This window comes from Rheinheimera oceanensis, from assembly GCF_018831085.1.
GTDB lineage: Bacteria > Pseudomonadota > Gammaproteobacteria > Enterobacterales > Alteromonadaceae > Alishewanella > Alishewanella oceanensis.
In genome coordinates this window covers 92,253-116,097 of sequence record NZ_JAGPNM010000006.1, presented here as the reverse complement: position 1 = coordinate 116,097, position 23,845 = coordinate 92,253, and the positions used below count along the sequence as shown (strand labels likewise).

Here is a 23,845-nt window from a genome sequence, read left to right as displayed (position 1 = left end):
AGCTAATTCATTAACTTTATTTTATAAAAACAGAGGCTAACAGAAAAAAAGCACTATGGAAGCTCTTTGTTTGTAAAATCAACTGCCTGGGACTATACAGATGACAGATGAACTGCATAAGGTGCTGGATTTTTTCAGCACTATTGGCATTAGCTGGAAGCTGCAGCCGCTGACACAAACCGGTTTTTTACCGGGGGTACAGATTAAAAACGGTGGCTTGTGTATTGACCCGCAACAACTGAAATACCCCGGAGATTTACTACATGAAGCTGGCCATATTGCGGTAATGCCCGCTGCCAGCCGACACTTGCTGCAGGAAGATGTGAGAAAGTCTGCTGGCCAGGGGCCGGCTGAAGAAATGGCTGCTATTGCCTGGTCCTGGGCGGCATTAATGGCTTTACAGTTGCCACCGGAGTTTCTGTTTCATCCGGCCGGTTACAAAGGGAGTTCTGCTGCTTATATCACTGCATTTTCTGAGCAGGGTGGGTTTGGCCACCCACTGCTAAGCTGGTATGGGTTGTGCCATCCTGCCGGGCAAGCCGGTGGTTATCCGCACATGCAGCGCTGGCTGCGCCCTTAATACAGTATTAGCACTGTTCCCAGCACGGTAAGCGCTGCCCCCAGCCAGGCTCCGGTTGCCGGGCTGCGTTTATATATCAGCCATAACAGCGGCAGCACCAATACCGGGCTAACTGAGGATAAAATAGCTACTAAACCGGCATCGCCGTATTTTAAAGCCTGCAGTATCAGTGTCATACCTAGCACCATGGAAATACCGGCATTGGCCAACACCAGCAAAAACACTTTTTTGTTCATCGGTAAATAAGCGCGGGCGACCTTAAAACCCAGCATAAAAATAAGCTGGTGCAGCATAAAAGCGGTTGTCATACGCACTGCTGAGGCGGCTACGGCATCTATATCTGTTTCCATCAGCGGCTTTAACATTAAGGTAGCCACTGCCTGGCATAAGGCTGCCAGCAAACCCAGCGCTACGCCAGAGGCTAACTGGCTTTGGTTGGCTTCCCATACATGCAGTTCGGTTTTTCGTTTGCCAAAGAAAATAGCCGTCATTACACCGCTTATCAGCAAACTGCTGCCGATAAGTGTCCAGCCCCATAAGGTTTCACCGAGAAAAAAATATGCCAGCACTACAGAAAACAGCGAGTGCGTAGCAAACAACACACCGGCACGGCGCGGACCTAAGCGGTTCATCGCGGCAAATAAGGCGGTGTCGCCGATAAAAATACCGATCACACCGGAGAGCAGTAACAAGCCAAAGCTGCTAAAAGCCAGTGTAGCCCAGCCGCTGCTGATGGCCGCTATCAGCCATAGCAAGCTGGCAGCGCACAGCATACGCCAGCGGGTAAAGGCAAAGGCGCCTAAATGAGATGAAGCCTGCGCCGACAATAAACTGCCCAAAGCCCAGCAAGCGGCGGCTGCCAGCGCCATATATTCGTAAGACAAAGTTACACAGCCTTCGCAGAATAAAAACGCAGATTATACGTGGCTACACAGTTAACACCAGAGCTGGCTGACTAAGGACGCTTTGCATCCAATTGACATATTAATAAATATCAGAGGACAGATAACGATCACCGCGGTCACAAATAATGGCTACGATTACTGCATTGTCGAGTTGCTCGGCCAGTTTAATTGCAGCATGTACCGCACCGCCTGAACTGACACCGGCAAAGATACCCTCTTCACGGGCTAAGCGGCGCATAGCCGTTAATGCGTCCTGCTGGCCGATATCTATAACCTGATCAACCCGGCTTTTATCAAAAAAGCCTGGCAAATAGGCCTCGGGCCAGCGGCGGATGCCGGGAATGTTGGCACCTTCAGCTGGTTGCAGGCCAATAATCTGTATCGCCGGGTTTTGCTGTTTTAAATAGCGTGACACGCCCATAATGGTGCCGGTAGTGCCCATACTGCTAACAAAATGCGTAACCTGCTGCTGGCTTTGCTGCCAAATTTCCGGCCCGGTGCTGGCATAATGTGCTGCCGGGTTATCCGGGTTATTAAACTGGTCCAGCACTATGCCTTTACCTTCAGCCTGCATTTGCAGGGCTAAATCCCGCGCACCTTCCATGCCTTGCTCTTTGGTTACCAGTATCAACTCAGCGCCATAAGCACGCATACCGCTTTTACGCTCTTCGGTAGCGTTATCCGGCATAATCAGTGTCATGGCGTAGCCTTTAATCGCCGCCGCCATTGCCAGCGCAATACCGGTATTACCGCTGGTGGCTTCAATAATACGATCGCCTGGTTTAATAGTGCCGCGCAGTTCTGCCTGCACTATCATATTCAGCGCCGGGCGGTCTTTTACCGAACCTGCCGGGTTATCACCTTCCAGCTTAAGCAATACCGTGCTGTTGGTATGTGCCGCCATACGTTGCAGCTTTACCAGACGGGTGTTACCAACAGAGTGTTCAATAGTAGGAAAAGGCATAACCGACACCACAAATTAATAAGCGAAAACTGCCGCCAGTTTAGCGCAAAGCAGCCTGGCTGTTAATGCTTAGGCACATTGCAGCTAGTTAGTATTCTTGTTGATACAGCATTGGAGAAACATTATGGCTAAGGCATTTGGTAGTATTGCGCAGGGGTTGCAAGGAAAAGGTTAAATTCTCCTAAATCACCGCTATTCACTTTAAGGCACGGCAAACTTTAACACCTCACAGCGGCAAAAGCCGCTGTGCTTACTAAAAGCCCTGTCATTGTTTAGCCACAATATCGCGCTTAAGCACTGTATAATCTACTGTAAAGCAGCACTATTATTGTTAACAAGTAAATCGCAAGCTTAAACCCTGCTTTCACACAGAGGCTTATTAGGTCAGGCGCAAGATGTTGTTGATTTAGCGACAAATGTTGGTTAGTTTAGCAGGATGTAAAAACAAGATAGAAGGGAGAGTCCCGCAATGAAAGCAGGGATTTTGCCTTCTAATAATATTGTTATGTTTTCTTACCAAATAAACTATGGAGCCAGAATGAGCGCGTATGAAGATGTTGTAAAGATAGCTGCGGAATTTAAAACTTTCCCTTCTCTGATCACTGCCCTTGGTAAGGTTAGAGCAAAGACTGAGGATTCAAATCTTATTGCCTCAATAGATGCTCTAATACTTGAATTGCAGCGTGGTCATGCTGGAGCTAAAAACAAATCTATGCCTGTATGTATGGAAAAATTCACGTTAAATGAGGCAAAAAATCTTCTTACTTATTGTAAGAGGGCGATTGGAACGAAAAAACCAGAATGGCAAATTCTTGCAGAGCGCCATGGTTGGGCTCCCAGAACATAACAAGCGGCTGTTGTCGCGCCTTCGGCGCTGGGACGGCCTTTCCGCCGCTGCGCGGCTACAAGTCCGCCCAAAGCCGGGCGTTAAATTGCACGAGGTAGTAAGTGGTATCACCTGAAATATTGCATGAACTTGCACTAAAGCATTCGGATAAAACTAAGTTTTATGCAGTTTCGTTTTTTTTCTTCTTAGTGTGTTTCTTTTATATTGCAGACAGCAGTACAAGTCAGCAGTTAAGCTTAACCGGAGTGTTCGGGCTGCTGTTTGGGTTTGCCGCAGCACAGTGCTTTTTTATCGTGTGTTTTTTACTCTCTTTCAGAAGTTTAGGCTCCCGGCAATCGACCGATCCAATGTGGTACTTATTTAGCAGAGGTTTAGAATGGGTTAAGACCATTCTTATATTATTGGTGCTTCCAATACCATTAATAGCTCTAATAATCACAATTTTTGTATTTATCGGGCAAGCAATTTAACCAATTGCTTAATTTCGTTCCGGCCACCAACAGCGTGGTATCCACTGGACTGTCTACGCTACGCTGCGGCAGCCAATTAGCAAAACGTTAGGTGTGCTTATGGCTTGTATGGGAAATTGGGTTTGTTTTGGTTGCCGTATTACAAAGAGGCGCCCAACATGGAGAAGGGTAACTTATACTAGACCTGAAAGCATCGGTATGAGAGGCAATGTTAAATGCCAACAATGCTCTAAACTGATGTATTTTTTAGGGCCAACTATCCAAATCCCGCCTAAATCTAAGCCTAAAGAGTGGGCTAAACTTTATGATGCATTAATTGAGTTTCGGCAGGAATTCGCCAAAAAACATGAAATAGGGAAAGTCAAACTGAGGCATGAATTAGAGAAAGCGATTAGCGAGTTAGAGCAACGTGGTTACAATAAAGAGCGTGAAAAGTTAATAAAAGAGTATGAAGAACGTTTGTGCAGACACACCTAACAAAAACTTAAACACGCCCGCAGGGGCAGGCTGGGACAATAACACAGCGGCGGCTCCGCCATTTTCGCCGCTATGTTATTGCCCGTTAAGTAAAAGTTAGGCCGCATCAATATGCATTTGTATTCTCTTAGATTCTTCTTCTCTCCGGGCAGCAACATTTGCCTGTGGTCAGGAAATGACGCCGCTCAGCAGAGGTGGGATTACCCGGTTGAATCGTGCGCTCTTCCATTAGCGGAGAATACTTGGCGTTATGCGCTTTATCTGTGTGCTTGGTACGACACCAGTATCGATTGGAGTTACCCTCCAAACCCATCGTTGTGGGATTCGAGCGAGCGAGCACGGTTCAATCTTGCGAGCCAGCAGTTTCTGGTGCAGCTTCGCAGGGAGCTTGGCCCCGACTTCGTCATCACTGACGAGTCAGAAACGGCCTAACAAATTGTTGTGGTTCGTTCCGGGTCTTTGGCCCTCCACCGGACGCCCATTTCACTGCGTTTCATGGGAAGAGCAATTGGTATAAGCTTCGATTAATTAGGAAGTTAAATGATTTATGTAAAAAAATGCACAGCGATATTAATACTCTTACTTCTCGTAGTTTCTTGGGAAATATTTGCTGCAATGCCAAGAAAAGGAAATATTCTTTTAGCTAATACCGAGATTGAGATATTGGGAAGTTATAAGATAAAGCATATGCTATTTCCAAATGAAGAGTGGGAGTTTTTTATAGTCGTAGTTCCAGACTATGTCAGTCAAGGATCTTTGATACATATAGCGAAAGACTTTTATATTAAGTACCCAAATACAAGAGCGAGATTTTTTAATGACAAAAAACATATTCAACAATATATAGACCGAGATCGGTATGTAAATGACCGTACTGGTAGAGTTCGTGAGGTTGAATTTCCTAATTCAGTGTGGGTGCAGAGACACCATTTGGGCAATATTAACAATAGATCTCAGAGCCACAACCGTAAGTGGATGTTAGAAGATCGCTACGGTACAAATATATCTCTACTGCCATGAGTACTAAATCTAACAAACGCCTAAACCAGCACCGCCTTTGGCCGCTGAACTCGCAACAAGTTGCTCGCATGTGTGACGGGCGTTAAGGCACTATGAAAGTTGTCCATTATGGATCTGATTCCCCTTGGGTAGGAAAAATGAGATGCCCTAATCCCAAGTGCGAAAAGGAGACTCCTGCGTGGCAATCCAGTGGCATGAGCGATAGCTGCCCACATTTCTTTTGTGATACTTGCTCTAACGTCATCCACAGAGAAAAAGACCACGCGTTGCTATACGAGAATGAACCCAGTGATGAGCTATTGCAGAAAATCGAGGCAACGCTTCCACATTGCCCTTGTGGTGGAAAGTTTGCTCCTGGTGCTAATCCCAAGTGCCCAAGCTGTAAAACAGAGTATGCTCACCAGTGGGATGCGGTAAAACGACTTGCTGTTCCATTTATGCCGATACTTGATGGTTCCTGCTTGATCAGAGATCATCTGTATTCATACGAAGTATGCATTGGGCCAAAACAAAAATACTGGTGGCGTTTATTCGTAAATGCCTTAACAAGTGCATGCAAGGGACGCTCCTGACGTCGCGCCCGTGCTAAAAGCGTTAACGCCAAGCACTACTAACTAAGCCGCAGCAAATTATCGCAAATTACCGCTGCCGCTATACCCACATTAAGCGACTCCGCCTCACCAAAGGCGGGGATGGTAATTTTACGGCTTATTACGCCCTCTAACTCTGCACTGATACCATTAGCTTCATTACCCAGCACGATAAAGCCACCGGGTTGGCTAAGTTGTAGCTGATGTACCGACTCGCCACCTAAATACGCGCCATACACCGGCAGCGTGGCTTGTGCCAGCAACGGTTGCAGCGGCTGATAATGCAGCTGCACGCGCAAAAACGAGCCCTTAGCGGCGGCAATTACCTTGGGGTTGTAGCAATCGGCGGTATCCTGCGAGCAGACAATATGCTTAATACCGTACCAGTCGGCAATGCGGATAATGGTGCCGAGGTTACCAGGGTCGTTGACCTGATCTAGCACCAATACAAAACCGTGACTATGTGGCACAAAATTGCTGTGCGCGGGCATTTTTACCACCGCCAGTGCGGCATCATTGCTGCTAAAGGTGCCTGCTTTTACCAGCTCGTCGGCGCTGCATTGCTGTACCAGCGCGGCGGCGGTTAGTTGCTTTGGGTAGCGCTGTAAAAAGTGTTCGGTAGCAAAAACAGCCTCTACCTGCCAGGTGGAGGCCAGCAATTCCAGCACGGCTTTTTCACCTTCAACAAAAAACAGCTGCTCGGCTTTGCGGTATTTTTTTTGCTGCAAGGAGCGGATTAATTTGCTCCATTTCTGGCTGATCATTTAGCGAATACCTGCTTACCATTAACGAAGGTTTGCTCTACCTCTACCTGCCATAACTGCTCGGCCGGAATAGTATAGATGTCGCGATCTAGCAGAATAAAGTCGGCCCAGCTGCCGGGTGCCAGCGTGCCCATGCTGTGTTCCTGAAAGGCGCCGTAGGCGGCGTCAACGGTGAATGAGCGCAAGGCTTCAGTCAAGCTGAGCTTTTGCTCTGGCAACCAGCCGCCCACCGGTTGGTTGTCCTGGCTTTGCCGGGTAACCGAGGCATGAATACCATGAAATGGTTCGGCCAGCTCGACCGGAAAATCGGAGCCGCCAACAATAATACTGCCCTGGTCGATAAAACTGCGCCAGGCATAGGCTCCGCGCAGGCGTGCTACGCCTAAGCGATCACCGGCCATATTTTTATCTGAGGTAGCATGCACGGCTTGCATTGCGGGTAACACATGCAGTTTGGCAAAGCGCGGAATATCTTTTGGCGACACAATTTGCGCATGCTCAACCCGGTGGCGGCTTGCCTGGCGTTTATCCTCGGGTACTAATTGCTCGAAGCGGTCCAGCACCAGGCGGTTAGCTAAATCGCCTATTGCATGCACGTTGGTTTGAAAACCGGCATCTATTGTCATTTGCATAATTTGCGTTAACTGGTCTGGCTGGGTAACCAGTAAGCCTTTTTGCGATGGCTGATCACTGTAGGGCTCGATAAGTGCGGCCCCCCTGCTGCCCAGGGCGCCGTCGCCATAAATTTTAACCGAGCGGATATCCAGAAAGTCGGTTTTGTCATCAATAATACCGGCTTGCAGCCACTGCGGTAGCTGTGGGTCACGTGCCGAGAGCATCGGGTAGATACGCAGTGGCAGTTTTTGCTCTGCCGCCAGTTTTTGGTACAGCTTAACGGTGCCGGTATCCACACCGGCGTCGTGTACGCTGGTTATGCCCAGCGCCAGCAAATGGGAGAATGCCACGTTTAACGCCCGCAATGTGTCGTTTTCATCCGGTTCGGGTATATGTTGTTCTACCAGCGCCATGGCATTGTCTATTAATACGCCGGTGGGGTTGCCTTTGCTGTCGCGGATAATCTCGCCGCCGGGCGGGTCTATGGTGTCTTTGTTAATACCTGCCAGCGCCAGCGCTTTGCTGTTGGCCCAACCGGCGTGGGCGTCAACCCGGGTTAAGTACACTGGCTTATTATTAACGGCTTCATCCAGTAAAGCGGTAGTAGGAAACTGCTTAGTAGGCCACAGTACCTGGTTCCAGCCACGGCCGATAATCCAGGGTGCGTCCTGATTAGCAGCAGCAAATTGTGCTACCCGGGTTACGGCGTCTTGCTCTGTTTCGCTGCCACGCAGTTCTGCCACGGCTAAATATTGCCCTAAGCCTAATACGTGGCCGTGGCCGTCAATTAAACCCGGCAATACCGTTTTACCGTTGCCTGCCAGCTTTTTTGCCTGTGGATATTGTTTTAACAGCGTTGCATCACCACGTGCCAGTACTTTACCGCTGGCATCGTCAAACACCAGCACACTGAATTGCTGCAACTGGCGTGCAGAGTCGAAGCCATAACCTTTAATATCTGACAGTACCACAGGTGTGGCGCTGAGGTTGCTGGTAAAAAGGCCGGTAGCAAATAAAGCGCAGGCTAAACTGGCAAAGCGAAACATAAGGCATTGTCCCTGTTTGGTTTTGCTGGCAACTATAGCAATAAAACAGCGCCAGCGGAATCTGGCGCCGGTATTCAGGGTGTGTCGTGTTGCCGGGCCTGTTCAATACGCTCGCGGGTGTCGGGGTGGGTGCTGAGGTATTTTAATAATGTGCTGCTACCTTGATCGTCAGTACTGCGCTCGTTCAGTAATGCCGACATCGCATCGGCGAAAGCTGAGGGCGATTTACCCAGCGCTTTTAATTGCTCAACGGCAAACTGATCAGCTTCACGTTCCATATCGCGTGAAAAAGCACTTTGCAACATGACTGAGCCCGAGCCAAGTAATAAGTCGGCAATGCCTTCAGGATCGCCAAACAAAATACCGAATACCAGTGCCGCCCCCAGCGACTGGGCAATTAACCGCACACTGTGCTGGCCTTCAACATGGCCTATTTCGTGTAACAGCACGGCCAGAATGGCGTCGGGTTTGTCTTTTAACAAGGTAATCAGTTCATCTGTTATGACTACCGTGCCGTCTGGCAGGGCAAAGGCATTGGCGCCAAAAAAATCTGATTTATATAAATGCAGTTTGTAGCTGTTATATTCCAGCGGTAGCTTTTGCAGTGCCATTTGCCAGTGATAATGCACCGTAGCTTGTTGTGCTGGTGTTAGTTCTGTTGGCTGCAGCGCAGTTTGTTGCAAGGTATAAAATGTTTGCTGGCCCATCTGCTGTTTAACGCTGTCGGGTACCAGTGGCACCGCAGCACTTGCCAGCATGGGCATTAAATCAACGATAATCCACCACAGTAACAAGGGCGACAGAACAACTGCCGCCAGAATAGACAGCTTGTGGCTTTCCAGCCTGGCTGCTGTTTTAGCTGCGCCAGACAACTGCGGCCAGCGAAAGCGCGGGTCATCTGGTACAAAGATGGCGCCATCACGCAGTTGCAGCTCAACAGGCAGCCCCGGTATTACGCTGCCAAAACGGTAGTCGGCCGCTGTGGCTTCGGTAAATACAGTATCACTGTCACTGGCCCGGATAGTAAGCTGGCCGTTATCTGCGAACGTGGCAACAGCACGGTATAAGGTGCTGCTGCATGCATGCTGAAACTGGCCATTAACGGCAGGTAAAGCTGACATCAGGCTAAAGACACATCTATGTCAAACAAGCCTGCGGCTTCTTCACCAAAAGCATTGCTGCTTTGCTGTACCTGATCAACCAGCGAGTCGGCCTGCGGATATACCGCTATTGTCGTTACAGACGCCAGATAAGCCGCTTTACGGATTTTTGCCCACGGATACGCCAGGCCCAGGCTGAAAATAATTGCCAGCAGGTTTGTTACTGTTAACCATAAATAGGGCATTACCCGCATTTCAGACTTAAATTTGGCAATACCGGGCAGTTCGGTGCGCTCAAATATATGGTTGCGGATCATACTGTGATAAATCGCGCCGCTTAAAGCAAAAGCAAAAAAGTACATAACAAATACCGCGGCGGTAACAAGTACTGTAGCAACGCCAGCGCTTGCGGCGCCGGTAGCAGCCATAACACCAACTAACACTGCACCGACAATTATCATCACCGTAATAACGCCCATAACGGCAGCCATCGCAACTAAAACAGCGATATAGTATGAACTGGTGTCGGTATTTATTTGCATTTTCTGGCCACCAAAGCTGGTGTTACTGCAAATATAGCCGTCGATTTTCTTCAGTACCCAAGGCATGGCCAGATACAACGTGAACACGGCCAGCACCGGCAGTAATACAAAGTATTTGAATGCGCCGGCATAATCACCGTGAAAGGCAAACCGCACGTTACGATAGCTGGTCATGCGCATATTAAATTTAAGGCTTTGTACAATTAACCAGGGTGAAGCTGGCAGAAATAACAGCGCCAGCACAACGGCCAGAACCGGCGATAAAGATGATGCGATGAAAAACAGTGCAAAGATAATAACCGCGATAATACGGCCTTTTAAAATTTGTACCGGTGTAGCCAGATAACGGAATGACTGGTTGTCAATGCGGGTATGGCCATAAAAATACTGGTTAGTGCGTACCTTAGCCCAGGCACTGTATATACCTAAGGTAACAATACTCAGTAACAGATTAACTATCCAGATACCAAAAAACTCACCGGCCTGACCGCTAAATGCGACCTTGCTGATACGCGCTTGACCAGGTTGAGACACGGTGGTGTCTAAGGTGTTTTCCATAAAACCGCTTCCTTTGTTATTTGGGTGTTAAAAAGTAGCAATTATACTGGAAGGTGCCCTGTGTTTGGCAATAAATATTTAGCAAAATCATCAAAAAGTACAGCCTGATTTCTCCGTTGTCTAAACCATTTCTGGTTTTTAGTGTTGCGTTTTACATTTAATATATTAGCAATATTTATATATTGTTAATCTGTTTGGTGTGATTTGACGATACTTTAAATAGTTGTTTTTGAATGGAATTGTCTGCTTTGTTTACATTGTTTCCTGTGCTGGGAAAAGTGCTTTTCATAACTTACTACTTTAGAAAGAATAAATATAGTGGCGCGGATTATGCAATTTTATTATTGGCCTGCATTGTTGGTGTGGGAGCTAAGCAATAGAACTGCGATAGGTGTAGTAATACAACGTATAAGGACATTAATTATGAAACGCAAGACAATGTTATCCCTGATATTGTTAACAGGAAGTTTGCCTGTTTCTGCTGCGATGATTGATTTAACCGGTATAGGCTATGTGACCTATGGTGATTTTAACTCGTATTCTATGCCGATAGCGGCATTGCAGACAGGCTGTGCTAATTTTAATAACAGCTGCCCGTTTTACATTCAATCCGGCCCTGGCCAGATCCAGGATCTGGTAGTCGTTGCTACAGGTGCCAGCGGTAACCCGGTAAACACTAATTTTGCCGGTATGGACAATGCCTACAGTACACCCAGTGGTGTCAGTGGATCTAACTTTTTTAGTACCGGTACTACGGCCGATCCTAACCAGGTAACAGATTTTTTTGGCGATAAAGCCAACACCTGGGATAGTTCTTTGTTGGCATTGAAAAACTATCTGGCTGGTGATGCTATGGCGTTCTTTTTTAACAATAATAATCTGAACGGTGCGAATCAGCAAAGCCTGGCGGTATGGGCTCAGATGGAAGTTACAGATGACAGCGGTAACCGGGTCGGTATTTTTGATTTTACCAATAATGCTGGTGCCTATAGTTTGGTATCTGAAGGTGGTGGAGGCACTTTTCTGGGCAACGTTGCTGATTATAGTTCCACTGGCAGCGGGCCTATGGTAGGCGATAACTCGGCTACAGATTATGTATTAGCTGGGGGACCAATCTGCATTAATTACAGCCTGATCCCCGGCATGCCAACACCGGTAAGCTGTAGCTCACCTCTGGCAGAAGAAGGCCCGGTTAATCATAATCTGGGCGCTGATACAGCAGCTTATGCGGTAATTGCGCCAGAACTGAATGCGTTGCTGGAAAGCTTGTTTGCGCTGGACGATCAGTTGTTACAAAGTTACACCTTGCATATTGATTTTCGCATGGGATGTGATCCTTTATTCGGCGTCAGTACTGATGAGATCTGTAGCGGCGCGCTTTCAGGTTATGGCAAAAATATAAATAATGGCTATGAGCAATTGTTTATTGGTACTGCCCGCATTAATAGAGAGCCCCCTCCTGGCATTCCTGAGCCAGGTATTTTGTTTATGTTTTGTACCGGTTTAGCTGCTCTGCGCTGGCGCTCAGCGTTGCGCCGTTAGCCTGTAGCTGATTAAAAAAACACAGCCTGAGCAACCTTCAGGCTGTGTTTTCCGGGCAGATTTTAAGGCTGTGCTTCGTAACCGCTGATATCACCTATGCCGGCGGGCAGTAAGCCTTTTAGCATATCAGGTGTATAAGCTCCGGCGTCGGTCCACAGCACCCAGTCGATATCGCCAAGATAACCGCTGCCACCGGCATCACCAAGTTGCAGGTAATTATCGGTATTATTGCTGGCAGGGCGCATGGTTACGCCTTCAAGCTGTACTAACGGCGTGCTGTTACCTGCCACATATAAAGCAACATTACCGGTAGTGGGCGACGTTAAGGCAATGGTGAAGTGATAAACCCGGAACTGGCTCATATCCAGCGGATCGGGCTCGTTGCCTTTACCGGCGGTAACGGATGAACCGTTATCGGCATTTTCCAGTTGTACGCCCGAGTTGTTGCCGTCATTACGAAACACTACTTTTAACCGGCTGCTAGCGCCGGTTGCGGCAGTGTCGCCCAGGGCAACTTCGGTTTCCAGAATACGGTTACCACCGGCATTACCTTTAATACCCATGAGTAAGGTGAAAAACTTCGGATAAACACCATCTGCCGGTGCCACATTGTTCAGCTTGGCACGGCTGCGATCGGCTGCATTGGCCAGGCTGTCGAATGTTATGGTGCCATCACCGTTGGCGGTAAACAGGTTTGGCTCGGCTGCGCCACCGCTTTGTTGCGGTTCGAAGCTGCCTTGGCTGCCATCCGGTAACGTGATGGAATTGGCAGCAAAGGGCTGCAGGCTGCCATCATAGGTACCCCAATCGACACTCAGCGGTGGTTCTACCGGGTCAATTGGCACCGGTTCCGGCCCCGGATCTACCGGCTCTGCTGGTGGCGGTGGTGCACACAACCCCGGGCTTGGTGGTGTGTCGATAACACCAACACCGGCGTAAGACAGTACGGTGGCCTTAACATTGTGCACTGGGATCAGGCTGCCGCTGTAGTCGTATGGCACGTCCAGCTCGCCGGTAGATTCAGCATCTTCACCGGCGACAACGCCGTCGTTTGGACTTTCCTGCCAGGTAATATTTTCAAAGATATTATCAATCAGTTGCCAGTAGCCAATTTCCTGGCTGTATAACGACATTACCGGGTTTTTCATATCAGCAAAATGGTTATGTTCAATACGGATCACTGCGCCCATGCGCGAATTAATACCGCTTTCCAGCGCGCCGTCATAAAAGTTGTTGTAGATATGGCCTTTACCAAAGCGGAACAGCGGTAAGCGCGAATTAACGTTATACCAGTGGTTGTGGTGATAGGTTAGCGTGCGGTCAAAGTTGTCGCTGTCTGATGAGCCTACCAGTGAGGTTTTCCAGCTGTTATGGAATTTATTAAATGAGATGGTAATAAACTGGGCATCGCCTTTGGCGTCTACCAGACCGTCATAGTAGTCTTTTACCTGATCTTCGGTTAGTGCCGGGTCGTCCACCGTCAGGCTGTTGTAGATTTCGTTGTGGTCGATCCAGATATTGCGTACCGGGCCTTCCATGCTGATACCATCGCCCGGTGCGCCCAAATTAGCACGCACATGGTGAATACGCAGGTTGCGGATAATAATATTTTCGGCCCGTACAATATTAAAACCGATACCTGCCATTTCACCCTGCGTACCCAGGCCTATAATAGAAATATCAGATACATCTTTAATATCGATGCGGCTGTCGTTGGCATTTTGCAGCGTAATAGTGCCATTTACCCAGATGGTAAGCGGGCGGTTTGGATCTTTATTTTTGATAGCACTGATCATTTCTTCGCCGGTACAGACAGTAACTTCTACTTTGTTTTCGCCGCTGCCGCCGGTGGTGCCGCCATTTTCTGCGGCATAGCCGTATACCGTGTCCAGATCTGTCAGATTAACCACGCCGGTATCCGGTGCCGGCGTTTCTGTGCCGGTATCGGGCTCTGGTGTTGTATCGTCGGTGTTGCTGCTGTTGCAGCCCAGCAACAAACTACTGCCAACCAGAATGGCAAGAAGAGTTTTATTAAACATTGTTAGCTACCCTTTGCGTTGGGTGCACTTAACCGTCGTACTGCTTAACCGAAAATGTAAGACACCCTGTTGATTTTAAATAATTATTTTTATATGCAGCTATTTATTGGTTTTTTGTCTACCGGTAGCAATTTTGGTGCGTGCCAAGGTAGTAATAATATTGCTGCGGGCATAGTTATGGCTGAAGGGAGCGATAAAGCGCAAGCCGTGGTGATAAAATCACCAGGCTTTAGCGCAAAACGTTCGTATTTGAACCAAATATAGCTGATTAACCGACATTACCGCCGGTACTGAGGCGGGCCGGATCGAGCAGTTTTTCCAGTTCGCTACGGCTGTAGCTGGTGTGTTCCAATGCCACGTCCAGTACCGGCCGTTGCTGTTTATAGGCTTGTTTGGCAATTTCTGCCGCTTTGGCATAGCCAATTAACGGGTTAAGTGCGGTAACCAGAATAGGGTTGCGCGCCAGGGCTTTACTGATATTGTCTTCGCGTACGGTAAAACCTTTAATAGCCTGTTCTGCCAGGGCTTTGCAGCCATTGGCCTGTAGTTCAATGCTTTGTAACAGGTTGTAGGCAATAACCGGCAGCATAACATTCAGCTCAAAATTACCAGACTGGCCGGCAACGGTGATAGTGGTGTCGTTGCCTATTACCTGGGCGCTAATCATCGCAACAGCTTCCGGAATTACCGGGTTAACTTTGCCCGGCATAATGGATGATCCGGGTTGCAGTGCCGGTAATTCGATTTCTGCCAGCCCGGCAAGCGGGCCGGAGTTCATCCAGCGTAAATCGTTGCATATTTTCATCAGGCACACGGCCAGGGTTTTTAATGCACCGGACGTTGCCACGGCAGTATCCTGTGAGCCAATAGCACTGAAAAAATTGTCAGCAGGGCGAAAGGGCATGCCAGTGTTGCTACTAAGCTGCCGGCAAAATGCCGCCGCAAAGCGCGGATCGGCATTAATACCGCTACCTACTGCTGTGCCACCTTGTGCCAGCGCCTGCAGCTGGCTTAATTGGTGCTGCAGCTGTTGTTCAGCAAATTGCAGCTGAGCCTGCCAGCCACCCAGCACCTGAGCAAAGCTGACCGGCATGGCATCCATCAGGTGGGTGCGGCCGGTTTTAATGAAGTGGCCTACTTCGGCTGATTTTTCTGCCAGGCGCTGCTGCAATAGTTGTATCGCCGGTAATAATTGCTGTTGGATTGCCAGCGCAGCACTCACGTGGATAGCACAGGGTATAGTGTCATTACTGCTTTGGCCCAGATTAACGTGATCATTCGGGCTTACAGCAGCATCCAGGCTTTGGCTGGCCAGTGTCGCCAGCACTTCATTTACATTCATATTACTGCTGGTGCCGGAACCGGTTTGAAAGATATCCAGCGGGTATTGCTGCATATCGGTTGCCGCCAACTGAGTATCTGCAGCCTTTATAATGGCCTGGCCGATGCCGGCATCCAGTAAGCCCAGCTGTTGGTTGGCACCGGCGGCGGCTTTTTTGATTTGCAACAGCGCCTGAATAAACTGCTGTGGCAGCGTTAAACCACTTAAACTGAAGTTTTGCACGGCGCGCTGAGTTTGTGCCTGATATAACGCCGATATGGGTACCTGTAATTCGCCCATACTGTCACGTTCGGTGCGGGTAGTCATAAAACCTCCTCTAAGTTGGCTGCGGTTAGCCTGTTTAGTTGTATCCTGTTTACCGTGTTGGCGCCAGTTAGCAAAGCAAATAGTCGCGGTTGTATATTGCGATAAATATCAGTTTTTGTGCGGTAAAGCCAAGCGCCAGCTGCCGCTAAGCAGGCCGGTTTAAATAGACTTTTCTGGCAGATAACGGTATAAATACTGCCGTTACACCCGACAAACTGATTTTTTTATCCCGCCCATGTTGCAAAGGCAATCTGTCTTCTATGCTTAGTTAACTGCCTAGAATATCAACAACTTAATCTATAAGATTAATGGCAGAGGCTGGATGTATCGGTTAAGTTTATTCTAATAAGGACGCGCGACAGTTATGACACTCATGTGGATTTTACTTCTGCCGCTGCTGGGAACTCTGGTTCCGTTGCTGGCTGCCAAATGGAACCGCAGTGCCTGCGCACTGGCTACCGCTCTGCCGCCCGCTATTGCGCTGATGTTGGTGCTGTTACATACCGAACAAGTACTGAGCGGTGAAACAGTACGTTTTTTCCTGTCGTGGATCCCACTGCTTGGTCTGGACATCTCCATACGGCTTGATGGCCTGGCGTATTTATTCAGCCTGCTGATCTTAGGCATTGGCTTGCTGATTATTCTGTATGCGCGCTATTACTTATCTGAGCGCGATTCTATGCCGCGTTTTTATGCCTATTTAATGCTGTTTATGACAGCTATGCTGGGCATAGTCTTGTCGGGCAATTTACTGCAGCTGTGGATGTTTTGGGAGCTTACCAGTATTAGCTCTTTCCTGTTAATCAGCTTCTGGTGGCATAAGGCTGAAGCACGCCGTGGTGCCCGTATGGCGTTAACGGTAACAGGGGCCGGTGGTTTAGCCTTGTTAGCGGCATTTTTATTAATAGGGCAAGTGGTAGGCAGTTATGATTTAGATGTGGTGCTGGCCAGCACCGATGTGATCCTACAACACAGCTGGTATCCTGTATTGTTAGTGCTGTTTTTGCTGGGCTGCTTTACCAAATCGGCACAGTTCCCGTTTCATTTCTGGTTACCCAATGCGATGGCAGCACCCACGCCGGTAAGTGCTTACTTACACTCAGCTACTATGGTAAAGGCGGGCATTTTCCTGCTGGCGCGGTTTTATCCGGCGCTGTCTGGCACCGAGTTATGGTTTATTCTGGTCAGTTTAACCGGTCTGGCTACCTTGCTGATAGGTGCCTATCTGGCGCTGTTTAAGCATGACTTAAAAGGCTTACTGGCCTATTCCACTATCAGCCATCTGGGCTTAATTACCTTGCTGTTTGGTATGGGCACCGATTTAGCCGCTGTGGCCGGGGTGTTTCATATTATTAACCACGCTACGTTTAAGGCGTCGTTGTTTATGGCAGCCGGTATTATTGACCATGAATCCGGCTCGCGGGATATGCGCAAGCTAAACGGTTTATGGCAATTTATGCCAATAACCGCAACACTGGCTATGGTTGCAGCAGCAGCAATGGCCGGGGTGCCGTTGTTAAACGGGTTTCTGTCAAAAGAAATGTTTTTTGCCGAAACACTGCATCAGCACCTGCTGGGGTCATTGTCATGGGTTATTCCGGTGTTAGCAACGGTAGCTGCCATTTTCTCTGTCGCTTATTCAATGCGCTTTATTCATGACGTGTTTTTTAACGGCCAGCCAAAGGGCTTAACCAAAACTCCGCACGAGCCTCCGCGTTATATGCGCGTACCGGTAGAAGTGTTAGTGGCGCTGTGTATTCTGGTGGGTATTTTCCCGGCCTATTTAATTGGTGATCTGTTGCATGCCGCGTCGGCGTCGGTGCTCGGTGGTGTGGTGCCGGAATACAGCCTGGCTATCTGGCATGGTGTTAACCTGCCGCTGATGATGAGCATACTGGCGCTGGCTGGCGGTACGCTGATTTATGTTAACCGCAAACACCTGTTTGACTTTCAGAATAGCTTGCCTGATGTAGACGCACTGAATAGTTTTGAAGGCGGTGTTAAGTCGCTGATTGCCCGCTGTGATCAGTTTTATCAGTGGCTCGATAATGGCTCGTTACAACGCTACATGGTGCTGGTGTTGCTGGCCTTTATTGTACTGGCAGGTATGCCTTTGCTGGAGCTCGATACCCTGTGGGGCGGGCGTGACGAGTTACCGATTGATGCGGTAAATGCCACGGGCGCCGCTATGTTGCTTATTGCTGCTTTTGCCACTGTGGTGTGGCACCGCAAGCGGGTTGTGGCGCTGTTAATGATCTCAGTTGTAGGTTTGATGGTGTCTATCGCCTTTACCCGTTTTTCTGCGCCGGATCTGGCGCTAACCCAGCTGTCGGTAGAAGTGGTAACCGTTATTTTGTTGATGTTGGCGTTGTTCTTTTTGCCGCATAAAACCCCCAAACAATCAGAAGCGCCAAGAGTGGTACGCGATATCAGCATCGCCAGTATGGTAGGCGTGCTGGTTGGCAGTTTAAGTTATGCCCTGATGACCAGGCCGCTTAGCAGTATTTCTGAGTTTTTCCTGGCCAATGCCAAAACCGGTGGTGGTGGCACTAACGTGGTTAACGTTATTCTGGTTGATTTCCGGGGGTTCGATACCATGGGCGAAATTGCGGTATTGGGTATTGCCTCTTTAGGTATATTCAAGCTGCTTACCCGCATTCCGGTATTTAAACCCAGCAGTGACGGTGAAGGCCGGCCCTGGGCGACAGAGCGCCATTCATTGTTGTTATCTACGGTATCGCAAAGTTTGTTACCTCTGGCCATCATGGTGTCGGTGTATATTTTCTTCCGCGGCCACAATTTACCCGGTGGTGGCTTTATTGCCGGTTTAATTACCGCTGTAGCAATTATTTTGCAGTACATTGCGCAGGGGGTTGACTGGGTAAAAGAACGGATGAACGTAGAATATCAGCGCGTGGTAGCCATAGGCCTGTTGATTGCGTTGTTTACCGGTGTGGCCAGTTGGGCGTTTGGTAAACCCTTCCTGACCTCCTGGTTTGACTATTTTGATATTCCGCTGCTGGGTGAAATTGAACTGGCTAGTGCCATTGCGTTTGACCTGGGTGTTTATATTACGGTTGTGGGCTCGACACTGCTGATCCTGGCAAGTCTGGGTAAAATGACCACCAGCCACCGGCCTGTACATAAGGATACAATTTAATGGAAACCTTGTTTGCTTGCTGTATCGGTTTTCTTACCGCTTGTGGCGTATTTCTGATGTTACGCGGTCGCACTTTCCCGGTGGTACTGGGGCTGACGATGCTGTCTTATGCGGTTAACTTGTTTCTTTTCTCTTCCGGCCGGTTAACGCTACGTGGTGCTGCCGTGCTGGGTACCACTGAGCAATACGCTGATCCTTTGCCGCAGGCGCTGGTGCTTACTGCAATTGTTATCGGTTTTGCGATGACCGCATTTCTGGTGATTTTAGCCATACGGGCGCGGGCAGATCTGGGTAATGATCATGTAGATGGCAAGTTGCCGGAGTCTGAGCTGTCGAAGAAGGAGAGTCGCTGATGTGGCATCTGATTACCGCGCCCGTTTTACTACCATTTTTAACGGCATTATTGATCATGCTGCCGCCAGTACATTACTCGCCAATGCGCCGTCGCTGGTTAAGCATGATTTCCAGCGCCATTCAGCTGGTGCTGGCGGTGCTATTATTGTTGCAGGTGCAGCAGCAAGGCTTAATGCATTATGCAGTAGGTAACTGGCAGGCGCCTTTTGGTATTATTCTGGTAGCCGATACCTTGTCTGTTGTTATGGTTTGTCTGACATCTTTTCTGGCATTAGGGGCCATTTGTTACGGCAGCGCCGGTGAAGATGAGAAAGGCTCATTCTTTCATCCGTTATTTCAATTCCAACTGATGGGCATTAATGGCGCTTTTTTGACAGGCGACTTATTTAACCTGTTCGTGTTTTTTGAAGTATTACTGATAGCGTCTTATGCGTTGCTAATCCATGCCGGTGGCAAAAATAAAACCAAAGCGGCAGTACATTACGTGGTACTGAATTTAACCGGCTCGGCTATTTTTCTGTTTTCACTGGCAGTACTTTACGGCACGCTGGGTACGCTGAATATTGCTGATATGGCGGTAAAAGTTGCGGCATTGCCAGAGGAAGATCTGATGCTGGTTAAAGCGGGCGGCTTAATGCTGATGATAGTATTTGCCTTAAAAGCTGCTGTGCTGCCGCTACAGTTTTGGTTACCAGCAACCTATTCCTCAGCATCAGCACCGGTTGCTGCACTGTTCGCTGTGATGACTAAAATAGGCGTTTATGCGCTGTTACGGGTATACAGCACCATCTTTGGCGAGAATGCCGGGCCGCTTGCAGGCATGGCCAGCGACTGGTTGTTACCCGCAGGCCTGGCTACCATCGCGTTAGGCGCAGTAGGGGCATTGGCAAGCCAGGATTTTCGCAAATTGGTGGCTAATCTGGTGCTGGTGTCTGTTGGTACTCTGGTTAGCCTGGTGGCATTGCAAACCGAGTTGTCAGCTGCTGCTGCATTGTATTACACCGTGCATTCCACACTGGTGACAGCAGCGCTGTTTCTGATAGCGGATTTAATCGCCAATCAGCGTGGTAAAGCCGGTGATCGTCTGGTGTCGGGGCGGCGGGTGAGTCAGCCTATTTTGCTTGGCTTTATCTTTATGGTCGGTGCATTAACGGTAGCGGGATTACCGCCGTTTTCAGGCTTTGTTGGCAAGCTGATGATTTTACAATCTGCTGTTGAGCCGGTTAGCCGGATATTACTGTGGAGCCTTATTCTGCTAAGTAGCCTGATGGTTATAGTCGCGTTGTCGCGTGCAGGCAGCACGTTGTTCTGGCGGGTTAGTGGTACTGAACCCGGTGGTGGAAAAGCACCGCCGTTACAGGTTTTTGCGGTTATCTGGTTGTTGCTGGCCAGCCCTTTACTGGCAGTGTTTGCCGGGCCGCTAACAACGCTGTCACAGCAAGCTGCCGCGCAATTGTATGATACCAGCACCAGCATAAATAGCATTCTTGGCCAGTACCCGGTAGAGGAGATCAAACCATGAGATTTGAACCCAAATATCGTTGGCTACCAACACCTTATCGCAGTGCTTTACTGTTTGTTGTCTGGCTGCTGCTAAGCCAGAGCCTGGAGCCGGTGCACTTGTTTTTTGCGGTGATACTGGCGTTGGTTATTCCACTCTTAACACTCAGGTTCCGGGATCCGCAGCCACTAATAGAGCGCCCTTTGCTGGGGCTGCGCTATATATTGCGCGTGCTGGCCGATATTGTCACAGCAAATGCTCAGGTGGCAGTGCTTATTCTGGGGCCAAAAGCGCGGTTAAAACCGGCTTTTGTTAAAGTACCGCTGGATTTACAGCATGAGCTGCCCATTACTATTCTGGCCAGTACAGTATCGATGACGCCAGGTACAGTCAGTGCGGAAATTTATCCGAGCAAAGACAGTTTACAACCCGGCGAGCCGATGCCGCCGCGCTGGTTATTAATTCATGTATTAAACCTGTCTGGTACCGAGACAGAGCTGATTAATGACATTAAACAACGCTACGAAGCGCCGTTAAAGGAGATTTTCCAATGTTAGATAATGTCATTATGCTGGTGTTTGCCATGATCAGTATCGCCTTGTTGTTAAACCTGTACCGCCTGTTACGTGGTCCCAGTATTCCGGATCGTATTCTGGCATTGGACACTATGTACATTAACAGCATCGCACTGATTATTCTGTATGGTTTGCTGATGGAGTCACCGCTGTATTTTGAGGCTGCACTGCTGATCGCTATGCTGGGGTTTGTCAGTACTGTAGCAGTGTGTAAGTTTTTGCTGCGTGGCGACATTATAGAATAGGAGTGCATAATGGAATACTGGATAGAGTGGGTGGTAGCGTTTTTTCTGTTACTGGGTGGCAGCTTTGTGCTGATAGGCTCTATTGGTCTGACCCGGATGCCGGATTTTTTCATGCGTTTACATGGGCCAACCAAAGCAACTACGCTTGGTATGGGGGGCATACTGCTGGGCTCAATATTCTTTTTTTATACCCATGGTGAAACCAGCGTACATGAACTGCTGATCACCATATTTTTACTGATCACCGCGCCCATTAGTGCACATATGCTGATAAAAACAGCATTGCATTACAAGTTAAAGGCTATTGATAAAACGACAGGAAAAAACAACATACATCCGGCACAGCAGAAACAACATGACAGAAAACCGCTGCCTTAGCGGCTTAGCTTTCTTAATAGCTTAGTTTTCGTCGAAACCGTTTTTGATCAACTTAACCACCGCGTCCAGCGCCTGCTGGGCATCGGTACCTTCGGTAGACACCCGCAGCGTTTTACCTTTACTGCTGGCCAGCATCAGTAATGCCAGTACGCTGCTGGCATCGGCAGTTTTGTCTTCCTGCACCAGCTCAATACGGGCACTGAACTGCTGGCACAGCTGCGCCAGCTTGCTGGCAGCTCTGGCATGTAAACCCAGCTGATTAACTATAGTAACCGATTCACTGCATTTGCTCATAATTAGCCCTTAGCTGCATGTCTGAACAACTCACGGTGCCTTACCTGAACATCATCGCGCAGGCTGCGGTAGCTTTCTGTCAGGCTTTCTGCAATATACACTGAACGATGTTGTCCGCCGGTACAGCCGATAGCAATAGTTAAATAGCTGCGGTTATTACGTTCAAGGTGCGGTAGCCAGGTACTGATAAAGCTGTTAATTTGCCAGATGTACTTTACTACCACAGACTGGGCCGCCAGATAGTCTTTTACCGGTTGGTCCAGCCCGGTTAATGGTTTCAGATCCGGCTCCCAGTGCGGGTTGGGTAAAAAGCGTGCATCAAAGACAAAATCGGCATCTTTGGGTATGCCGTACTTAAACCCGAATGATTCAAACAGGATCACCAGACGGCCGGTTTTCTGGCCTAAAATGCGCTCGCGCAGTTGCTCTGCTAATTGGTGTACGTTCAGCTCAGTGGTATCAATATACAAGTCGGCACGGCTGGAGATAGGGTCCAGCAGTTGCTGCTCTTCAGAAATAGCTTCATCAAGCGACATGGCCTGATGTGACAACGGGTGCAAACGGCGTGTTTCACTGAAGCGTTTAATCAGGCTGGCGTGATCGGCATCCAGATACAGAATGGTCAGTTCCAGTTTTCTTGGCAGATAAGACAGAATTTCGGTTAGTTCGTCCGGATCCTTGGGTAAGTTACGAACATCAATACTAACAGCGACACGTTCGTACTGGCCTATTACGGTAGTGGCCAGCGTAGGCAGTAAATTTACCGGAATATTATCAACACAATAGTAGCCAAGATCTTCCATTACACGCAGGGCTACAGATTTACCCGAACCGGAACGACCGCTGACTACCAGTAGCTTCATTTTAACGTTTCTGCCTCACTGTACTGCACGAGCAACTGATATAACTGTTGGTTGGTTTGTGCATGACGGATTTTTTTGGTCAGCTCTTTCTGGCTGAGTAATTTGGCAATACCGGCCAGAGTGCTCAGATGTGCCTGGCATTGTGCTTCGGGGATCAGAATAGCGCAAAAAATATCAACCGGCTGGTTATCAATAGCATCAAATGGAATGGCTTCTTTACTGACCACAAATACCAGCAAAGGCGAAGTAACGCATTTTAACTTGCCATGCGGAATAGCAATACCGCCGCCGATACCGGTAGAACCGAGTTTCTCGCGCGTCATCAAGGCTTCAAGAATGCCGTATTCGGTCATTTCTGGTAATTGTTGATGGGCCAGTTCTGCGATGTATTCGAGGATACGTTTTTTGCTATTAAAAAGAACTGCACTTTTAGTGCAGTTCTCGGCCAGCATAGAGGTTAAATTCATCATAATTTATTTAGTGCCGGGCTATTTTCTCTTTGTGTTTAATGACCTGACGATCCAGCTTGTCTATTAACTGGTCGATGGCTGCGTACATATTCTCGTCTTCGGAAACCGCAAAGACCTCGCCACCATTCAAATGCAGCTTAGCTTCTGCGATCTGCTTTAATTTTTCCACGTTTAGGATCACATGTACATTGTTTATATGATCAAAATGGCGTTCCAGTTTAGCAAATTTGGTGTCAACGTATTCTTTTAATGCAGTTGTAATTTCAACATGACGACCAGTTAGATTGATTTGCATAGA

The 23,845-nt window shown here is 48.5% G+C and carries 25 protein-coding genes; 13 read left to right on the top strand and 12 right to left on the bottom strand.

Annotated features, from left to right (window positions below):
- Nucleotides 1-100: 100 nt before the first annotated feature.
- The gene (locus tag J3B89_RS14125; protein ID WP_215398251.1) at nt 101-580 is read left to right on the top strand and encodes a hypothetical protein; all 480 of its coding nucleotides are present in this window, start codon (nt 101-103) and stop codon (nt 578-580) included.
- On the opposite strand, the gene J3B89_RS14120 is transcribed toward J3B89_RS14125, so the two are convergent.
- Nucleotides 577-1,464 carry a DMT family transporter gene (locus J3B89_RS14120; RefSeq protein ID WP_251372438.1) on the bottom strand — a complete coding sequence of 296 codons (888 nt, stop codon included), beginning with the start codon at nt 1,462-1,464 and terminating at the stop codon, nt 577-579. The two genes, J3B89_RS14125 and J3B89_RS14120, sit on opposite strands and share 4 nt — an antisense overlap.
- A gap of 100 nt (nt 1,465-1,564) precedes the next feature.
- Nucleotides 1,565-2,449: a cysteine synthase CysM gene (gene cysM / locus J3B89_RS14115; protein WP_215398250.1), complete on the bottom strand. Its 885-nt coding sequence runs from the start codon at nt 2,447-2,449 to the stop codon at nt 1,565-1,567.
- Nucleotides 2,450-2,918: 469 nt separating this feature from the next.
- On the opposite strand from cysM, the gene J3B89_RS14110 reads away from it, so the two are divergent.
- The 4 genes from J3B89_RS14110 (at nt 2,919) to J3B89_RS21600 (ending at nt 5,835) form a co-directional block, all read left to right on the top strand.
- Nucleotides 2,919-3,296: a hypothetical protein gene (locus J3B89_RS14110; protein WP_215398249.1), complete on the top strand. Its 378-nt coding sequence runs from the start codon at nt 2,919-2,921 to the stop codon at nt 3,294-3,296.
- 668 nt (nt 3,297-3,964) lie between these two features.
- A complete protein-coding gene (locus J3B89_RS14105; RefSeq protein ID WP_215398248.1) occupies nt 3,965-4,243 on the top strand; it encodes a hypothetical protein in 279 nt (92 codons plus the stop codon).
- A 540-nt stretch (nt 4,244-4,783) separates the two neighbouring features.
- Nucleotides 4,784-5,263 carry a hypothetical protein gene (locus J3B89_RS14100; protein WP_215398247.1) on the top strand — a complete coding sequence of 160 codons (480 nt, stop codon included), beginning with the start codon at nt 4,784-4,786 and terminating at the stop codon, nt 5,261-5,263.
- A 92-nt stretch (nt 5,264-5,355) separates the two neighbouring features.
- Nucleotides 5,356-5,835 (top strand): hypothetical protein, encoded by a 480-nt coding sequence (locus J3B89_RS21600; protein WP_491009105.1) that lies wholly within the window; start codon nt 5,356-5,358, stop codon nt 5,833-5,835.
- Nucleotides 5,836-5,873: 38 nt separating this feature from the next.
- On the opposite strand, the gene J3B89_RS14095 is transcribed toward J3B89_RS21600, so the two are convergent.
- The 4 genes from J3B89_RS14095 to J3B89_RS14080 all read right to left on the bottom strand — a co-directional run bounded on the left by J3B89_RS14095 (nt 5,874) and on the right by J3B89_RS14080 (nt 10,478).
- Nucleotides 5,874-6,617: a TrmH family RNA methyltransferase gene (locus J3B89_RS14095; protein WP_215398246.1), complete on the bottom strand. Its 744-nt coding sequence runs from the start codon at nt 6,615-6,617 to the stop codon at nt 5,874-5,876.
- Complete coding sequence (locus tag J3B89_RS14090) at nt 6,614-8,278, bottom strand: amidohydrolase (RefSeq protein WP_215398245.1); 1,665 nt, start codon at nt 8,276-8,278, stop codon at nt 6,614-6,616. Before J3B89_RS14090 ends, J3B89_RS14095 begins: the two co-directional genes overlap by 4 nt.
- 74 nt (nt 8,279-8,352) lie before the next feature.
- Nucleotides 8,353-9,399 carry a M48 family metallopeptidase gene (locus tag J3B89_RS14085; protein WP_215398244.1) on the bottom strand — a complete coding sequence of 349 codons (1,047 nt, stop codon included), beginning with the start codon at nt 9,397-9,399 and terminating at the stop codon, nt 8,353-8,355.
- Nucleotides 9,399-10,478 carry a YjgN family protein gene (locus tag J3B89_RS14080; protein ID WP_215398243.1) on the bottom strand — a complete coding sequence of 360 codons (1,080 nt, stop codon included), beginning with the start codon at nt 10,476-10,478 and terminating at the stop codon, nt 9,399-9,401. Before J3B89_RS14080 ends, J3B89_RS14085 begins: the two co-directional genes overlap by 1 nt.
- Before the next feature lie 423 nt (nt 10,479-10,901).
- Between J3B89_RS14080 and J3B89_RS14075 the strand changes: the two genes are divergently transcribed.
- Nucleotides 10,902-12,020, top strand: a complete 1,119-nt coding sequence (locus J3B89_RS14075) for a hypothetical protein (protein WP_215398242.1) — start codon at nt 10,902-10,904, stop codon at nt 12,018-12,020.
- A gap of 62 nt (nt 12,021-12,082) precedes the next feature.
- Here J3B89_RS14075 and J3B89_RS14070 read toward each other — a convergent pair whose 3' ends face one another.
- The gene (locus J3B89_RS14070) at nt 12,083-14,059 is read right to left on the bottom strand and encodes a pectate lyase family protein (protein ID WP_215398241.1); all 1,977 of its coding nucleotides are present in this window, start codon (nt 14,057-14,059) and stop codon (nt 12,083-12,085) included.
- Nucleotides 14,060-14,128: 69 nt separating this feature from the next.
- On the opposite strand from J3B89_RS14070, the gene J3B89_RS14065 reads away from it, so the two are divergent.
- Nucleotides 14,129-14,323: a hypothetical protein gene (locus J3B89_RS14065; RefSeq protein ID WP_215398240.1), complete on the top strand. Its 195-nt coding sequence runs from the start codon at nt 14,129-14,131 to the stop codon at nt 14,321-14,323.
- 4 nt (nt 14,324-14,327) lie between these two features.
- Here the strand turns inward: J3B89_RS14065 and J3B89_RS14060 are convergent, their stop codons facing one another.
- Nucleotides 14,328-15,707, bottom strand: a complete 1,380-nt coding sequence (locus tag J3B89_RS14060) for a class II fumarate hydratase (protein ID WP_215398239.1) — start codon at nt 15,705-15,707, stop codon at nt 14,328-14,330.
- A gap of 364 nt (nt 15,708-16,071) precedes the next feature.
- On the opposite strand from J3B89_RS14060, the gene J3B89_RS14055 reads away from it, so the two are divergent.
- Genes J3B89_RS14055 through J3B89_RS14030 form a run of 6 tightly spaced genes read left to right on the top strand, consistent with a single transcriptional unit; the run spans nt 16,072 to nt 21,920 of the window.
- The gene (locus tag J3B89_RS14055) at nt 16,072-18,867 is read left to right on the top strand and encodes a monovalent cation/H+ antiporter subunit A (protein WP_215398238.1); all 2,796 of its coding nucleotides are present in this window, start codon (nt 16,072-16,074) and stop codon (nt 18,865-18,867) included.
- Nucleotides 18,867-19,220, top strand: a complete 354-nt coding sequence (locus J3B89_RS14050; protein ID WP_215398237.1) for a Na+/H+ antiporter subunit C — start codon at nt 18,867-18,869, stop codon at nt 19,218-19,220. The genes J3B89_RS14055 and J3B89_RS14050 overlap by 1 nt, the downstream gene beginning before the upstream one ends.
- Nucleotides 19,220-20,743, top strand: a complete 1,524-nt coding sequence (locus tag J3B89_RS14045; protein ID WP_215398236.1) for a monovalent cation/H+ antiporter subunit D — start codon at nt 19,220-19,222, stop codon at nt 20,741-20,743. The genes J3B89_RS14050 and J3B89_RS14045 overlap by 1 nt, the downstream gene beginning before the upstream one ends.
- Nucleotides 20,740-21,279 (top strand): Na+/H+ antiporter subunit E, encoded by a 540-nt coding sequence (locus J3B89_RS14040; protein WP_215398235.1) that lies wholly within the window; start codon nt 20,740-20,742, stop codon nt 21,277-21,279. Before J3B89_RS14045 ends, J3B89_RS14040 begins: the two co-directional genes overlap by 4 nt.
- Nucleotides 21,273-21,542, top strand: coding sequence for a K+/H+ antiporter subunit F (locus J3B89_RS14035; protein ID WP_068233961.1), 270 nt, complete (start codon nt 21,273-21,275; stop codon nt 21,540-21,542). The genes J3B89_RS14040 and J3B89_RS14035 overlap by 7 nt, the downstream gene beginning before the upstream one ends.
- A gap of 9 nt (nt 21,543-21,551) precedes the next feature.
- Nucleotides 21,552-21,920: a Na+/H+ antiporter subunit G gene (locus J3B89_RS14030; RefSeq protein ID WP_215398234.1), complete on the top strand. Its 369-nt coding sequence runs from the start codon at nt 21,552-21,554 to the stop codon at nt 21,918-21,920.
- A 21-nt stretch (nt 21,921-21,941) separates the two neighbouring features.
- Here the strand turns inward: J3B89_RS14030 and J3B89_RS14025 are convergent, their stop codons facing one another.
- From J3B89_RS14025 to hpf, 4 genes are read right to left on the bottom strand one after another with little or no spacing between them, the layout of a single operon-like run.
- Nucleotides 21,942-22,214, bottom strand: a complete 273-nt coding sequence (locus J3B89_RS14025) for an HPr family phosphocarrier protein (protein ID WP_215398233.1) — start codon at nt 22,212-22,214, stop codon at nt 21,942-21,944.
- A 2-nt stretch (nt 22,215-22,216) separates the two neighbouring features.
- A complete protein-coding gene (rapZ, locus tag J3B89_RS14020; protein ID WP_068233953.1) occupies nt 22,217-23,077 on the bottom strand; it encodes an RNase adapter RapZ in 861 nt (286 codons plus the stop codon).
- A complete protein-coding gene (gene ptsN, locus J3B89_RS14015) occupies nt 23,074-23,547 on the bottom strand; it encodes a PTS IIA-like nitrogen regulatory protein PtsN (protein WP_215398232.1) in 474 nt (157 codons plus the stop codon). The genes rapZ and ptsN overlap by 4 nt, the downstream gene beginning before the upstream one ends.
- A gap of 7 nt (nt 23,548-23,554) precedes the next feature.
- A complete protein-coding gene (gene hpf / locus J3B89_RS14010) occupies nt 23,555-23,842 on the bottom strand; it encodes a ribosome hibernation promoting factor (protein ID WP_092796140.1) in 288 nt (95 codons plus the stop codon).
- Nucleotides 23,843-23,845 lie beyond the last annotated feature (3 nt).